At 59.5% G+C, this 13,115-nt stretch carries 16 protein-coding genes; 5 read left to right on the plus strand and 11 right to left on the minus strand.

From position 1 onward, the window contains the following. Positions 1–24: 24 nt before the first annotated feature. The 4 genes from ISN39_RS24350 to ISN39_RS24365 are packed head-to-tail and all read right to left on the minus strand — an operon-like array spanning position 25 to position 4,050. A complete protein-coding gene (locus tag ISN39_RS24350) occupies positions 25–1,941 on the minus strand; it encodes a beta-N-acetylhexosaminidase (protein ID WP_194730788.1) in 1,917 nt (638 codons plus the stop codon). Between the two features lie 29 nt (positions 1,942–1,970). Then, positions 1,971–2,747: an SDR family oxidoreductase gene (locus ISN39_RS24355; protein ID WP_194730789.1), complete on the minus strand. Its 777-nt coding sequence runs from the start codon at positions 2,745–2,747 to the stop codon at positions 1,971–1,973. A 25-nt stretch (positions 2,748–2,772) separates the two neighbouring features. After that, positions 2,773–3,636: a MurR/RpiR family transcriptional regulator gene (locus tag ISN39_RS24360; protein WP_194730790.1), complete on the minus strand. Its 864-nt coding sequence runs from the start codon at positions 3,634–3,636 to the stop codon at positions 2,773–2,775. Between the two features lie 24 nt (positions 3,637–3,660). After that, positions 3,661–4,050: a RidA family protein gene (locus ISN39_RS24365; RefSeq protein ID WP_074072347.1), complete on the minus strand. Its 390-nt coding sequence runs from the start codon at positions 4,048–4,050 to the stop codon at positions 3,661–3,663. Between the two features lie 109 nt (positions 4,051–4,159). On the opposite strand from ISN39_RS24365, the gene ISN39_RS24370 reads away from it, so the two are divergent. Genes ISN39_RS24370 through ISN39_RS24380 form a run of 3 tightly spaced genes read left to right on the plus strand, consistent with a single transcriptional unit; the run spans position 4,160 to position 7,253 of the window. After that, positions 4,160–4,645 carry a hypothetical protein gene (locus ISN39_RS24370; RefSeq protein ID WP_194730791.1) on the plus strand — a complete coding sequence of 162 codons (486 nt, stop codon included), beginning with the start codon at positions 4,160–4,162 and terminating at the stop codon, positions 4,643–4,645. Between the two features lie 31 nt (positions 4,646–4,676). Beyond that, positions 4,677–6,152 (plus strand): M81 family metallopeptidase, encoded by a 1,476-nt coding sequence (locus tag ISN39_RS24375; RefSeq protein WP_194730792.1) that lies wholly within the window; start codon positions 4,677–4,679, stop codon positions 6,150–6,152. Beyond that, positions 6,153–7,253, plus strand: a complete 1,101-nt coding sequence (locus ISN39_RS24380) for a D-TA family PLP-dependent enzyme (RefSeq protein ID WP_194730793.1) — start codon at positions 6,153–6,155, stop codon at positions 7,251–7,253. 6 nt (positions 7,254–7,259) lie between these two features. Here ISN39_RS24380 and ISN39_RS24385 read toward each other — a convergent pair whose 3' ends face one another. The 6 genes from ISN39_RS24385 to ISN39_RS24410 all read right to left on the minus strand — a co-directional run bounded on the left by ISN39_RS24385 (position 7,260) and on the right by ISN39_RS24410 (position 10,905). After that, positions 7,260–7,442 (minus strand): hypothetical protein, encoded by a 183-nt coding sequence (locus tag ISN39_RS24385; RefSeq protein ID WP_194730794.1) that lies wholly within the window; start codon positions 7,440–7,442, stop codon positions 7,260–7,262. 33 nt (positions 7,443–7,475) lie between these two features. After that, positions 7,476–8,282, minus strand: coding sequence for an MBL fold metallo-hydrolase (locus tag ISN39_RS24390; RefSeq protein WP_194730795.1), 807 nt, complete (start codon positions 8,280–8,282; stop codon positions 7,476–7,478). A 211-nt stretch (positions 8,283–8,493) separates the two neighbouring features. Further along, complete coding sequence (locus ISN39_RS24395; RefSeq protein ID WP_074072342.1) at positions 8,494–8,772, minus strand: BrnA antitoxin family protein; 279 nt, start codon at positions 8,770–8,772, stop codon at positions 8,494–8,496. Continuing rightward, the gene (locus tag ISN39_RS24400; protein ID WP_074072341.1) at positions 8,756–9,058 is read right to left on the minus strand and encodes a BrnT family toxin; all 303 of its coding nucleotides are present in this window, start codon (positions 9,056–9,058) and stop codon (positions 8,756–8,758) included. The genes ISN39_RS24395 and ISN39_RS24400 overlap by 17 nt, the downstream gene beginning before the upstream one ends. Positions 9,059–9,458: 400 nt before the next feature. Continuing rightward, complete coding sequence (locus ISN39_RS24405; protein ID WP_074072340.1) at positions 9,459–9,770, minus strand: DUF3861 family protein; 312 nt, start codon at positions 9,768–9,770, stop codon at positions 9,459–9,461. Positions 9,771–9,792: 22 nt separating this feature from the next. Beyond that, a complete protein-coding gene (locus tag ISN39_RS24410; protein WP_194730796.1) occupies positions 9,793–10,905 on the minus strand; it encodes an S-(hydroxymethyl)glutathione dehydrogenase/class III alcohol dehydrogenase in 1,113 nt (370 codons plus the stop codon). Positions 10,906–11,275: 370 nt separating this feature from the next. On the opposite strand from ISN39_RS24410, the gene ISN39_RS24415 reads away from it, so the two are divergent. After that, the gene (locus tag ISN39_RS24415; RefSeq protein ID WP_194730797.1) at positions 11,276–11,632 is read left to right on the plus strand and encodes a DoxX family protein; all 357 of its coding nucleotides are present in this window, start codon (positions 11,276–11,278) and stop codon (positions 11,630–11,632) included. A gap of 63 nt (positions 11,633–11,695) precedes the next feature. Next, positions 11,696–12,298 (plus strand): TetR/AcrR family transcriptional regulator, encoded by a 603-nt coding sequence (locus ISN39_RS24420; RefSeq protein WP_194730798.1) that lies wholly within the window; start codon positions 11,696–11,698, stop codon positions 12,296–12,298. A gap of 186 nt (positions 12,299–12,484) precedes the next feature. Here the strand turns inward: ISN39_RS24420 and ISN39_RS24425 are convergent, their stop codons facing one another. After that, a complete protein-coding gene (locus tag ISN39_RS24425; protein ID WP_194730799.1) occupies positions 12,485–12,901 on the minus strand; it encodes a DoxX family protein in 417 nt (138 codons plus the stop codon). Positions 12,902–13,115 lie beyond the last annotated feature (214 nt).

Genomic DNA, 13,115 nt, shown 5'->3' on the forward strand with positions numbered 1-13,115 from the left:
CGCTACCGTCCTGGAGTTTCGCGCCTAGAGTGCCGGGCTCAGGGGGACGATGGCCGCAAAGCGGTTCCAGTCCTTCTTGGCCTTCGGGGTCCATGCCGCTTCGGCGATCGCCGGAAGGCGCGGAAAGACCAGGCGGTTGAAGTAGCCGCGCGACAGGAAGTGTTCGGACCAGATGCAGGCCTGTACGCCCTTCATCTTGTCCTTGAGATCCTCGGGGAACTCTCCTTCCGCTTCATAGGCATAGGTATGTGCCGGCGGCACTGTGCCTGCCCAGCTCGCCCCCGGCTCCTGGAAGGCTTCTGCCTGCACCATGTCCAGATAATAGGCCTGTCCCGGCGTCATGACGACGTCGTAGCCCTCCCTTGCGAGATCGATGCCGACCTGCGGATTTTCCCAGGCCATCAGCAGCGTGTCTTTCGCCGCGACCCCGCCGCCATGCGCCACCTCGTTCCAGCCGGCAAGCTTGCGTCCGCGCGCCGTCAGCATGTCCTTGATCCGTTTCAGGAAATAGGACTGCAGGCCGAACGTGCCGGAAATGCCTTCCTCGGCCATCAGCTTCTTTGCCAGCGGAGAGGCAAGCCATGAACCGTTCGCCACTTCATCACCGCCCACATGAATGTAGGAGGAGGGGAAGAGCTCGACCATCTCGTCGAAGACCTTTTCCAGGAATTCGTAGGTGAGGGGCACGGCCGGGTTCAAGGCGTTGTTCGGATAGCCCTGAACGGAATGATAGCTGTCCGGTGCCTCCTGGCCATCGGTGAGTTCCGGCAGAGCGGCCAGCGTTGCGGCATTGTGACCCGGAATATCGATCTCCGGCACGACTTCTACATTCAATACCTGGGCATGGGCGACGATGTCGCGGATATCGTCCTGCGAATAGAAGCCGCCGACGGGCTCAGCGCCATTGCCGAGCTGCGGCAGCAGCGGCTCGTTCGGACCGCGCAGGACGCCGGTGGTGGTCAGCTGCGGATAGGCCCTGATCTCCAACCGCCATGCCTCGTCGTCGGTCAGATGCCAATGAAAGATATTGAGCTTGAACCAGGCAAGGATATCGATCAGCCGCTTGACGTCGGCAACCGGATAAAACTGACGCGACACGTCGAGATGGCAGCCGCGCCAGCCGTAACGCGGCTTGTCGGAGATGCTGCCGGAGACCGGAAAGCGGAACCTGCCCTTTGTCGTGCGCGCCCCGTTGAGCAATTGCGCAAGCGAGGTCAGGCCATACTGGCGCCCTGCCGCATCGCAATAGGAAAGCGTGACCTTGTCAGAGGCAAAGGTTAGCCGGTAACTCTCCGCATCGAGCGAGGCCTGGCGGTCGAAGGCTAGTGCCCGGCCCTGCGGCGTTGGCGCCAGGCTGAAGACGGAATGGTCGCTCTCAAAGAGCCGGCGCGAAAGGGAAATCACCGTCGAGATCGAAAGAAGCTCGTCGGAGCTTGCGCCCTGCGGATAAAGCACGACCGGAAAGCTGTCGCCCGGCTTGGCATCGATCTCTGCCGGCCAGGGCTGGAGCGCGAAGGGAAGATCAAGGCGGCCCTCCGGCAGCAGCGCCGGCGGCGGCTCGCTCAGGCTGCCTTCAAGAAGCAGATCGGAGACGGCCACCTCGGCATGCGTGCCGTCGGCCAGTGTCAGATAGGCGGATTTTGCCCCATCCGTGCAATGCTGCGCCTTGCGATGAAGGCCGGCAACCGTGAAGATCCAGCTCTGGCCGGGCGCAAGAAAGAACCCCGGGGGCGGCGAGAATTCGTGGAAGTTCGCGTTCCGGCGCAGGAACTGGGCGTTCTCGCAGGCTTCAGGGTCGCTCACCCGCGTCAAGGACGTATAGACGAGCTTGAAGCCGGAAAGCGGGCTTTCGGAGAGGTTTAAGAGCGTGAAGGTGAACTGGCCGTTTGGCCCGCCCTTTGGGGTCCAGCTGTTTTCCAAGCGATAGTAAACCGGTTTCATGTCCTGTTCCTCTCTTTTGATTATGGATTTCAGTAATGGTCGGATTGCGAGAAGGTGCGGGCGAGCTCCGCCTGGCCCGCGGTCAGGCCGCAATCCACAGGCAAACAAACCCCGCTGATGGCTGCCGCCTGCGGTCCGGCTAAAAAGGCAACGGCATTGGCCACATCCTTCGGGTCGACGATCCGCTGGAGCGGATACCATCGCCGTGCCTCCTCGAAGACGTTGGGATTGGCAGCCGCGCGCGCTTCCCAGGCCCGGGTTCTGACCGTGCCGGGGGCGACCGCATTGGAGCGGATGCCGAACTTGCCGTATTCGACGGCCACCAACCGCGTGAAGTGGAGAAGCCCCGCCTTCGCCGCGCTATAGGCCGGATGCCCGAAAACGTTCATGCCGTTGACGGAGGCGATGTTGATGACCGAGCCTTTCGAGGCCTTCAGCATGTCCTCGACGGCGCGAAAGCATAAGAATGCAGCTTCGAGGTTGAGGGCATTGTCCATGCGCCAGATGGCAGGCGTGGTATCATGAAGGCTGACAGCACGTGCCGCGCCGGCATTGTTGACGAGCGTCTGCAACTGTCCGAGTTCGGCGCAGCGCCTTGCAAGACGAGAAACGTTCTCCTCGCTGGTGACGTCGCATCCGGCGGCAACGAAGCGGCTTTGCGGACCAAGCGCGGCGGCAACGGCTACGGCCGCCTCCAGGTCGATGTCGGCAAGCAGGACGATGTCATGGTCATCGGCGAGCCTCGCGGCGATTGCAGCGCCGATGTCTCCAGCAGCTCCCGTCACGATAGCAACCGATTGCGTCATGCTTCATCCTTCCTTTTGCACGTCCTCAGTCTCCGAGGAGCTGACGGTCGTCGCCGTCGCGGTGCGCGACCAATTGTTGCTTGATACGTCTTAGCGTTACCGCCGCCTTCGGCTGGATGGCATAGGCGACAAGGCTCGCGATGATGTCGACGGTTGCGATATAGGCGATGCGGGTCGAGGTGGGGCGGAATATATTGTTTCCTTCCGGCAGGTCGATCGGCACCAAGATCTCGGCCGCCGCTGCCACCGGGCTTCCGGTCTGCGTCAGTGCAATCGTCGTGACTTTGGCTTCGCGCGCCAGCCCGAAAGCGCGAACGAGCTCGGCATTGCGCCCCGAAAAGGACGAGCCGATCAGCACGTCGCCCGCGCGCGCTGCCGCCGCCATCATCAGCTGCATGCTGTGGTCCGAACTTGCCGTGATGCGCAGTCCTAGGCGAAAGAGGCGGTTCTGGAATTCGTCGGCGATCATCGAGGAGTTGCCACCCGAACCGAAGGCATAGATCATATCCGCCTTGGCGATCCGGTCGGCGGCGCGTTCGATTGCGGCGATGTCAAGCGAACGGTGCAGGAGGAACAGCGCGTTCTGGGCCTTGGTGATGATGTCCTGCGCAACGTCGGCGGGATCGCTGCTTTTGGACTCGGGCTTCAGATAACGGACGCCGATATGCGCCGTGCGGGCGAGTTGGACCTTGAAGTCAGAGAAGCTTTCGCAGCCGAGACGGCGGCAGAAACGCGTGACGGTCGGCGGCGAGACCTCGGCCTTCTCCGCAAGCTCGATGATGGAGGCGTTCACGGCAAATTCGAAATCGTTGACGATGATTTCGGCAATCCGGTTCTCCGAGGGAGAGAGGCGGCCCTTGTCTTCCTGCAATGTGGAAAAGATATCCAACCGATCCTCCCGGTGATGGCGTCCTTACTGGTCTTTTTTCTTATAGGCGACGCAGTCGATCTCCACCTTGCAATCCACCATCATTGAAGATTGCACGCAGGCGCGTGCCGGGGGGTGCTCGCCGAAATATTCCTGATAGATCTTGTTGAACGTCCAGAAATCGCGTGGGTCGTCGAGCCAGACGCCGACGCGCACGACATCCTCGACGCCGTAACCGGACTCTTTGAGGATCGCCAGCACATTGGCAATTGTCTTATGCGTCTGGGCGATGATGTTGCCCTCGACGATCTCGCCGCTTTCCATTGCAACCTGACCGGAAACATAAAGCCAGCCATCGGCTTCGACGGCGCGCGCAAACGGCAGAGACTTGCCGCCGGCGCCGGTTTGAACAGTGCCATAGCGCTTGATGGACATTCCGGATCCTTGCAAATTATTTTCTTGATAAGTTGACAAGTGACCATAGAAAGCAGAATTTGGCCAGCGAAAAACGCAATTTATGAAAAGAATTTAAATAAGGGCGAACATGCGCGATCCTTTCAAGAATCCCTTCCCTTCGTCCGACACAGCCCGGCATTCCATCTGGGAGATGCTCGTTCCGCGCGATATCGACGCGTTTTTGGCTGCCGATTGGTCCATGGTTGAAAACGACTTCGTGGAAGATGGTTTCATCGGAATCGATGGTCGCAAGCAGGTGAGCCCGGACAAATGGCGTCTTGCCTTTCCGACGCTTGCCGCCTATCGCGACGAATGGCTGCGGCAGGCCAAGGAATTTGGCAAGGAAAGCCTGGCGGAGGACGCGCGCACCGCGATCTTTTCGACGACCACGCTGGAAGATATCGAGATCGAAGGCGACACGGCCCTGGTGCGCAAGAAATTCGATGGCGGCATCGCCAAGACCGACGGCAGCCGCGATGTCATGCAGTGGCAGACGCTCTATTACTGCCGGCTTCACGAGGGGCGCTGGAAGATCTGCGGGTTCACCGGCTATCTGCCGAATCCGATGGGTTGAAGCGGTGTCGACAACATAAAAGGCCAATCATTTGCGCATTTTCACGGCGGCTCTGGCGACCGAGACCAACACCTTCTCACCGATTTGTGTCGACCGGCGGGCTTTCGAGGCTTCGCTTTACGCACCGCCGGGACAGCATCCAGAAACGCCCACACTTTGCACCGCGCCGATCACCGTCGGCAGGCGGGTCACTGCTGCAAAGGGCTGGGAGCTGATTGAAGGGACGGCAACCTGGGCGGATCCGGCCGGGCTCGTCAACCGTTCCACCTATGAAGATTTGCGCGACGAGATACTGGCTCAGCTTAACGCTGCAATGCCAGTTGACGCGGTGGTCCTCGGGCTGCACGGAGCCATGGTGGCGGCGGGCTACGAAGATACCGAAGGCGACATCCTTGCGCGCGTCCGCGAGATCGTGGGACCCGATATTCTCGTCTGCGCCGAACTCGACCCGCACAGCCATCTGACCGCCAAGCGCGTGGCGGCCCTCGACTTCGCCGTCTACTTCAAGGAATTCCCGCACACGGATTTCGTCGACCGCGCCGAAGATCTGTGGCGCATCGCCGTCGATACGCTTGAAGGCAGGGTAAAGCCTGCCGTTTCCGTCTTCGATTGCCGCATGATCGACGTCTTCCCCACGTCGCGCGAACCCATGCGCTCCTTCGTCGACAAGATCATCGATATCGAAAGGGACGACCCGGATGTCCTGTCGATTTCCGTGATCCATGGCTTCATGGTCGGCGACGTTCCCGAAATGGGAACGAAAATGCTGGTGGTGACGGATGGCAAGCCGGAAAAGGGGGCAGCACTTGCCCGCGACCTGGGGCTTGAGCTGTTCTCCAAGCGCGGAACCTTCATGGCACCTCAGATAAACGAGAAGGAGGCGGTCGCGCGTGCTCTGGCCGCCACCGCCTGGCCGGTTGTCATCGCCGATGTCTGGGACAATCCGGGCGGCGGTACCGCAGGCGATGCCACGGTCATCCTCGAAGAACTGATGAGCCATGGGGCGACGGATACGGCGATCGGCACGATCTGGGACCCGATGGCGGTGCAGATCTGTTTTGCGGCAGGCGAGGGCGCTGAAATTCCGCTTCGCTTCGGCGCGAAATCGGCGCCCGGCACCGGAAATCCAATCGATGGTACCGTGACGGTCGTCAAGCTTGTGAAGGATGCCGAGATGCAGTTCGGCGAGAGCCTGGCACCCTTCGGCGATGCCGCTCATGTGGTTCTCAACGGCATCGACATCATCTTGAACTCAACGCGTGCCCAGAGCTTTGATGCCAGCCTCTTTACGGTCATGGGCATTGATCCGACGAAGAAGAGGATCCTGGTCATCAAATCTACGAACCACTTCTTCGCGTCGTTTTCGAAGATCGCCGCCGAGATCCTCTATTGTTCCGCGGGGACGCCTTATCCGAACAATCCGGCCAAGACGCCCTATCGCCGGGCACCGAGAAATATCTGGCCGATGGTCGCCCACCCTCATGGAAATGAACGTGGAGCTGCGTAGATGCAGGAAAACCGGTTTGCCGTTGTCGCCGAGGTAGGCGACAGAATCGCGGATCTTTCGACGCCGCGACCGATCGTCGATGAAGACCGGATGGCGGCAAACATCAGTCGGGTGCAATCCTACATGGATGCAAACGGCCTGCGTTTCCGTCCGCATATCAAGGCCCACAAGATCCCGGCGCTTGCCGCAGCGCAGGTCACCGCCGGGGCCAAAGGCATCAATTGCCAGAAGATCTCCGAAGCCGAGGTTTTTGCAGCAGCGAGCTTCGAAGACATCCTCATCACCTTCAATATTCTCGGTCCGCAAAAGCTCGAACGATTGTCGGAACTCCATGAGAATATCGCCGGCCTGAAGGTCGTCGCAGACAGCACGGTGACCGTTGACGGCCTTTCAGCGCATTTCGCCGACCGCAAGCCACTTGCGGTCCTGGTCGAATGCGATACCGGCGGCGGACGCTGCGGCGTGCAGATGCCTGAGGCCGCCTCTTTGCTTGCAAAGCGCATCGTCGAAGCCAAGGGGCTCGTGTTCGGGGGACTGGTCACCTATCCGAAACCACAATCGGCTTCGGACGTCGAGGCTTTCATCTCGCAGACGCTGGCGCTTCTTCAGGCCGAGGGCATTGCTTGCCCGATCGTCAGCAATGGCGGCACGCCGAGCCTCTTTGAAGCACACCTCGTCACGTCTGCAACGGAACACCGCGCCGGCACCTATATTTACAACGATCGCTCCATGGTGCGGATGGGCCATTGCACCGAAGACGATTGCGCCATGCATGTGCTTTCGACGGTCCAGTCGAGGCCGACAGCCGATCGCGCCGTCATCGATGCAGGTTCCAAAGCGCTGACTTCGGATCTTCACGGATTTGCCGATTTCGGCGCCATCGTCGGTTACCCGCAAGCCCGCATAACCAATCTTTCCGAAGAGCACGGCGTTATCGATCTTTCGAACTGCACCGGTGATCGGCCGAAGATCGGCGAGAAGCTCTTCATCATTCCCAATCACACCTGCGTCGTTTCGAACCTTTTCGACACCATGGTCTTTCATCGAAACGGCGCCGTCTCACGGGTCGAAGAGGTCGCTGCGCGCGGCCTCGTCTGGTAGGCACCATCATCGAAGCAACTGACCATGTGAATGATTGGTCTGATCGGACGGATGGCCGCCCACCACTTCAATGAAGCCTTTTTGGCACTCGCCAATACTTTGGGCTGAAGAATTCTCACGAGCGACGTCACGTGAGCGAGCAGCCGTCTTCAATGAATGTTTGGCCGTCTTTGAGATCTGTTTACGCATGATATTGGCCAACGATACGCGATCCGTCGTATGTCAGCTTTCGATGGCTTTTAGATATCGTTCGATAGACCGTTCGACGACGCGAGAGCCGTCTCTTTTGATTGTTCTGCCGGTGAACGCACCGTAAATCGCCTCAAATCGATATGGCCGGACCGCCTCGGATATTCCTCTTACCGTGCCGGCGTCGAGCGGGATAAGGTTCGGATAGCTCCGCATGAAGCTCACATATTGACGATCGAGGGTGACTTGCATCGTGTCGCCCACAAACAGAGCGCCCCGACCATTCTCCAGCCAGGGACAGTGGAGCACGGAGCTGCCTGCGAAATGACCACCGCACCGGATCAAAGTGGCCTGACCCAGCTGGAGAGTTTCATCCTTCCATGGGCGCAGCGCCGGGCCAAATCTTTGAATCCACTCGCCGTCATCGGCGTGGACATGAATTGGCACGCCTCCGCACGCCGCGCTCCATTCAATCATCGAAGAGTAAAAGTGCGGGTGCGAAATGGCGATTGCTAAGAGACCACCCATCGCGGCAATTCGGGCAATACTGGTCTTGTCAACAAGGCTGAGGCAGTCCCACAGAATGTTGCCGTCCGGTCCTTCGATGAGGAAAGCGCGATGGCCAATCGCGAAGTCGGGCGAGATCTGCAGACTGTGTATGCCTAAAGCTTCCTTGTTCCAGACCACATTATGCGTCCGGCCGAGCGCCGTCATTTCTGTCCACTCTTGCCCCGACTGAGGCACGAACTGGCGGTCGTCTTCGCAGACAGGGCAAGTTCGCGATGGCTCTGAACCATCGTTGAACTGCGTGCCGCAGGCGGCACAGATAAAACATGTCATTCTCGAATACCTCGAGGCGCTTGGTTGGATTTTCCCGGCCCTCGCAAACTATGGCACGGCCCTGAGCCTCGGTGCGATCAGAGCGAGGTCCGACCTATGGTCGCGTAAGAACTGCCACAGTGTGGATTATACCGTGGCGAGGCTGCTACTGCCCGATTGATCATGACGAAGGGGCGCCCCACGGTGCAGCGCTTGCGTCGATCCGCGGACGTCAGCGTTGCCCACCCGAAGTGTCGACCTTCTCTGCGAGCCAGATCTTGATGAGCGACTGATAGGGTACGTCGCGTTTGCCGGCCGCGACCTTTATGCGCTCAAGAAGCGCGTTCGGTAGCCGCAGCGAGATCGATGTCGAGGACGGCTTCAGGTTCGGCAAGCGCACGCGCTCCGCCTTGCTCCAGTCGATATGATCATCGGAATCCTGGCTTTCCCAGAAGGCCCGTTCTTCCGCCTCCGTCTTGAATTCCGGTACTGGCTTAAGCGTCTTGCTCATAATAGCTCCGCTCCTTGCGGCTCATATCCCGGGCCGAGATCACCCGTATCTTCGTCGCGTTCTGCCGAAGCGTGAAGGTGACATGAAGCAGCCTTCCGTCGTCGGTGCGCCCAAGAGCGTGGATGCGTTGCTCTTCGGCGCTATGCCTTGCGTCAGGAACCATCAGCAGTGGCTCGTTGAAAAACACCTGCTCCGCTTCTGCCTGGCCCACGCTGTGCTTTTCAGCGCTCTTGCGGGCGTTTCCCGCGTCCCAGTCGAAGCCCGTTATCCGCTCCCAATCAATCATCAATGTATATTGCCATAATATACACTGATTTCAAGGGCGAGGCGAAGGGGAAAAGCGCATGACAAGGAGAGAGAGAGAGAGAGAGAGAGAGAGAGAGAGAAATCCGCTCGCATTACCCGCACGGGGGCTCAACACGACGGGGTGATATAGCGATATGCCATAAGGGGACCCGCGGTCGTCCTCCGATTACCCCAAATGCCGCTTCCAGGTTCTGGTACGTGACGAGGGGTAGTCTCCCTCACCGCCGAAAATAACCGGGTCGAGATAGCACAACGTACCCGGCCGGTCATATAGGTTCAAGAATTCGAGCCAATCTGGATTCACGACCACTACGTTAACGGCGGCTGTGGCCCCCAGGAGCTTCATGGCTGATGCACCTGCAGGGCAACGAGGCGAGATATCAGGATCGCTCGATCGCAGCACGACTCTTCAGCGATGTGATGAATTCTCGAAAACCGGTTCGAAGCGGATCGAACAGCTCATTGCCCTTTTCCCGCAACATCACCTCTCCAAGCAGTTTTAGTCCGATAGCGGCAGCGGCTGCAGCATTCGGATCGAGGCCGGTGGTGCGGCGCATGCGCTCCACTATGTCGATGATGTCATCATGGTTGACATGTTCGAATACCAGTGAGGAGGGCTCCACGGGAGCGCTGTCGTCACGTCCTCGCACCAATCTCAGGGATACTTCGTAGGTGTAGCTTGAAGATGCCATGATTTTCCCTTTACTGCCTTACTCAAAAGATGACGACGGAACGGATCGACTTGCCCTCATGCATCAGGTCGAAGGCCGTGTTGATCTCGTCGAGCGGCATGGTGTGGGTGATCAGATCGTCGATGTTGATTTTCCCTTCCATGTACCAGTCGACGATCTTCGGGACGTCGGTCCGGCCACGGGCGCCACCGAAGGCCGTACCCTTCCACACACGCCCGGTCACCAGCTGGAACGGCCTTGTCGAGATCTCCTTGCCAGCCTCAGCAACGCCGATGACGATCGATTCGCCCCAGCCGCGATGGCAGCATTCAAGTGCCTGGCGCATGACCGCTGTGTTGCCAGTGGCATCGAAAGAGAAATCCACACCCCCGCCGGTCAGATCCTGGATGGCCCCGATGACCTTGTCGTTGCCTACTTCGTTCGGATTGATGAAGTCGGTCATGCCGAAACGGCGCGCCATCTCCGCCTTGGCGGGGTTGAGATCGACACCGATGATCCGGTCCGCGCCGACCATGCGGGCGCCCTGGATCACGTTGAGGCCGATACCGCCGAGACCGAAGACTGCGACATTCGCACCAGGCCAGACTTTCGCCGTGTAGATGACAGCGCCGATGCCGGTCGTCACGCCGCAGCCGATGTAGCAAATCTTGTCGAAAGGCGCGTCTTCGCGGATCTTGGCGACAGCGATCTCCGGCAACACCGTGAAATTCGAGAAGGTCGAGCAGCCCATATAGTGGAAGATTTCTCCACCGTCGCAGGAGAAGCGTGTGGTCTTGTCCGGCATCAGTCCCAGCCCCTGCGTCCCGCGGATTGACGTGCAGAGGTTGGAGCGCCGGGAAAGACAGGTTTTGCACTCCCGGCATTCCGGCGTGTAGAGCGGAATAACATGATCCCCAACGCGCAGCGATGTCACGCCCAGGCCCACCTCACGAACAATGCCGGCGCCCTCATGACCAAGGATTGCCGGGAACTTGCCTTCGGAATCGAGCCCGGAAAGCGTATAGGCGTCTGTATGGCAGACCCCCGTCGCCATGATTTCGATGAGGACTTCCCCGGCCTTTGGGCCGCCGATATCGATGGTCTCGATCGACAATGGTTTGTTGGCCGCCCAGGCGACTGCAGCACGCGATTTCATTAAGGAGATCCTCCCTCGGGGCAAGCCGTTTCCCGGCATTGACGTTCGTATTGGTTTGTAGATACTATCGAGTATCTGAAATTGCAAGACGCAGTTTCGAGTTGTGTTCACATGATCTGTCCGGTGGCGCAGGCTGGCGGGCAACAGCGCGGATCACGCTCTAATCGAGAAGAGATCGGGAGGTCTGAATGTTTGACATGGCCGCAGTGCAGCTGCCGAGCAGCGGGTGGAATAAAATGAAAACATGCGGACTTGCGGTCGGCGCCGCCAAGGACCCAAAAGAAGCCGGCGATCAATCGCGTGGTTCCGCAGCGGCGGCCAGAGGCCAGCGCCTTGTCGAAGCGCCGAACGCAGCTTAGGAGGACTGGCAATGGAACTCTTCGTTGAACCGACGTCAATTCTCCGGGTGCTATGTGGCCTTTGGTTCGTTCCCCACTGCATAGGCAAGATGCGCAATATCGGGCCGGCCTCGGCAACATTCGCGAAGGCGGGATTCCATCCAGCCGCCGCATTCGTGATCACTACCATCATCGTGGAACTGATTGCCGGCGCAGGACTGGTTCTCAATATCCTTCCGAGGCTCTCCGCCGGCCTGGCTGTCGTCGTTCTGCTCGGCGCCAGCTATGCCGTCCTGCGGATAAACGGATGGAACTGGCGCTGGCAGAAGCAGGGGCCGGAATTCATGATCTTCTGGTCGGTCGCTTGCGTCCTGGCCGTGCTTGATTGACGCTCGAATGTTTTAGAGATACTGGGGGGTATCCGAGTGCAATAGCAATCAGGGAGAGCAATCTTGGCGCGATTGACACGAGAACAGAGCCAGGCGCGGACGAAAGCAAAGCTGCTGGCGTCGGCGCGCGAGGTCGTCGCCCGCGAAGGCTACGAGGGCGCAACCATTGAACGCATTGCAGAGGAAGCGGGCTTCAGCAAAGGGGCCTTCTACTCCAACTTCAATGGCAAGGAAGATATCTTCCTTTATCTGCTCGAAACGCATGCAGGCGAAGACGTGATCGAGCTGCAGAAACTTCTTGGGCCGATAGAAGACGCGCGAGAGTTGATCGACAGGTTGAGCAACTGGGCGCAGGAACGCTCCAGCGACCCGAGCTGGGGGATGCTGGCATTGGAGCTCTTTCGCCACGCAAGGCGCAACGCGACCTTCGGAGAGCGTCATTCGAATCTGTTCCGCGCGCAATGGGAAGGACTCGGCAAGATCCTGCTCCGACTGTTCCCGGAAGGCAAGGCGCCCGCCGGACCGACAGCGCTCGGCGGCATCGTCTTCGAACTCACCTATGGCGCTGCCTCGAGCTTCACCAACGGCCCGACGGTTGGCGAGCTTGTGAAAGTCACCCTAATGTCGATGCACGAGGCCTATGGTATCAAAGCAATGGTGAGCTGAGCCTCCGCATCAGCATTCAAACACAACCTCTCCGGCCTCGCACGATCTCCGGGAGTGGCGGCGCTGCAATGACGATTCGATTGGTTGCTTGGGGGCTACGTTTTTCCGGCCGATATAGGATCGTCGGGGCGACGATTTTCGAACAAGCAGAGCCCGCGACACATGTTGGCCGCGGGCGGGTACTGATCAGCCGCCTGCCTTTCTGCCGAAGGTCGGGCGCACTGCAAGCGCCCCGTCGCCTGCGAGAACAACCGCGGCCAAACCGACGATCCACAGTGCCAAGAACTCCCATCCGCCATTCGGGTTGGTGAAGAAGAATCCGGCCGCGGCATGGACTGTGATGATTGCGCCGAGCAACACCGGAATCAGCACTAGCGCTGCCACGCGGGCAAAGAAGCCTGCGACTAGGGCAAGGCCCCCCAAAGTCTCGAGTGCTATCGTCAGGTATGCGAGGGCAGGGGGCAGGCCGAGGCTTACAAAGAACTGCGCAGTTCCGGACGGCGTGAAAACGAAAACCTTCAAGCCGGCATGGGCGAGAAAAAGAAGCCCGAGTGTCACCCGCAGCATGAGGATGGCGTAAGGGGCGGTGCGTGTATCTATCATTTATGTGTCTCCTGTTGGTCTGGTGGATTGGCGCAGCATCCGTCCGGTCCTGAGCCCGGCAAGGCTTCTGGCGATCTTCGATGTTTGCAACGGTGTCGCCGTTGACCGGGAAGGCGAGGGTCTCGCTCGGACCGGCGACCGGCCGGCGTACAAATGATCGCTCTTCCATTTGGTCCCCCAACCGCTCGCCCCGGGTTTGCAGATGCCCGGAGCA

Origin of the sequence: Rhizobium sp. 007 (assembly GCF_015353075.1) — a bacterium.
Lineage (GTDB): Bacteria > Pseudomonadota > Alphaproteobacteria > Rhizobiales > Rhizobiaceae > Rhizobium.

Coding starts and splice junctions, on each gene's coding strand:
- ISN39_RS24350 (WP_194730788.1), bottom strand. CDS start 1,941: ATGAAACCGGTTTACTATCGCTTGGAAAACAGCTGGACCCCAAAGGGC.
- ISN39_RS24355 (WP_194730789.1), bottom strand. CDS start 2,747: ATGACGCAATCGGTTGCTATCGTGACGGGAGCTGCTGGAGACATCGGC.
- ISN39_RS24365 (WP_074072347.1), bottom strand. CDS start 4,050: ATGTCCATCAAGCGCTATGGCACTGTTCAAACCGGCGCCGGCGGCAAG.
- ISN39_RS24370 (WP_194730791.1), top strand. CDS start 4,160: ATGCGCGATCCTTTCAAGAATCCCTTCCCTTCGTCCGACACAGCCCGG.
- ISN39_RS24380 (WP_194730793.1), top strand. CDS start 6,153: ATGCAGGAAAACCGGTTTGCCGTTGTCGCCGAGGTAGGCGACAGAATC.
- ISN39_RS24385 (WP_194730794.1), bottom strand. CDS start 7,442: ATGCGTAAACAGATCTCAAAGACGGCCAAACATTCATTGAAGACGGCT.
- ISN39_RS24390 (WP_194730795.1), bottom strand. CDS start 8,282: ATGACATGTTTTATCTGTGCCGCCTGCGGCACGCAGTTCAACGATGGT.
- ISN39_RS24395 (WP_074072342.1), bottom strand. CDS start 8,772: ATGAGCAAGACGCTTAAGCCAGTACCGGAATTCAAGACGGAGGCGGAA.
- ISN39_RS24400 (WP_074072341.1), bottom strand. CDS start 9,058: ATGATTGATTGGGAGCGGATAACGGGCTTCGACTGGGACGCGGGAAAC.
- ISN39_RS24405 (WP_074072340.1), bottom strand. CDS start 9,770: ATGGCATCTTCAAGCTACACCTACGAAGTATCCCTGAGATTGGTGCGA.
- ISN39_RS24410 (WP_194730796.1), bottom strand. CDS start 10,905: ATGAAATCGCGTGCTGCAGTCGCCTGGGCGGCCAACAAACCATTGTCG.
- ISN39_RS24415 (WP_194730797.1), top strand. CDS start 11,276: ATGGAACTCTTCGTTGAACCGACGTCAATTCTCCGGGTGCTATGTGGC.
- ISN39_RS24425 (WP_194730799.1), bottom strand. CDS start 12,901: ATGATAGATACACGCACCGCCCCTTACGCCATCCTCATGCTGCGGGTG.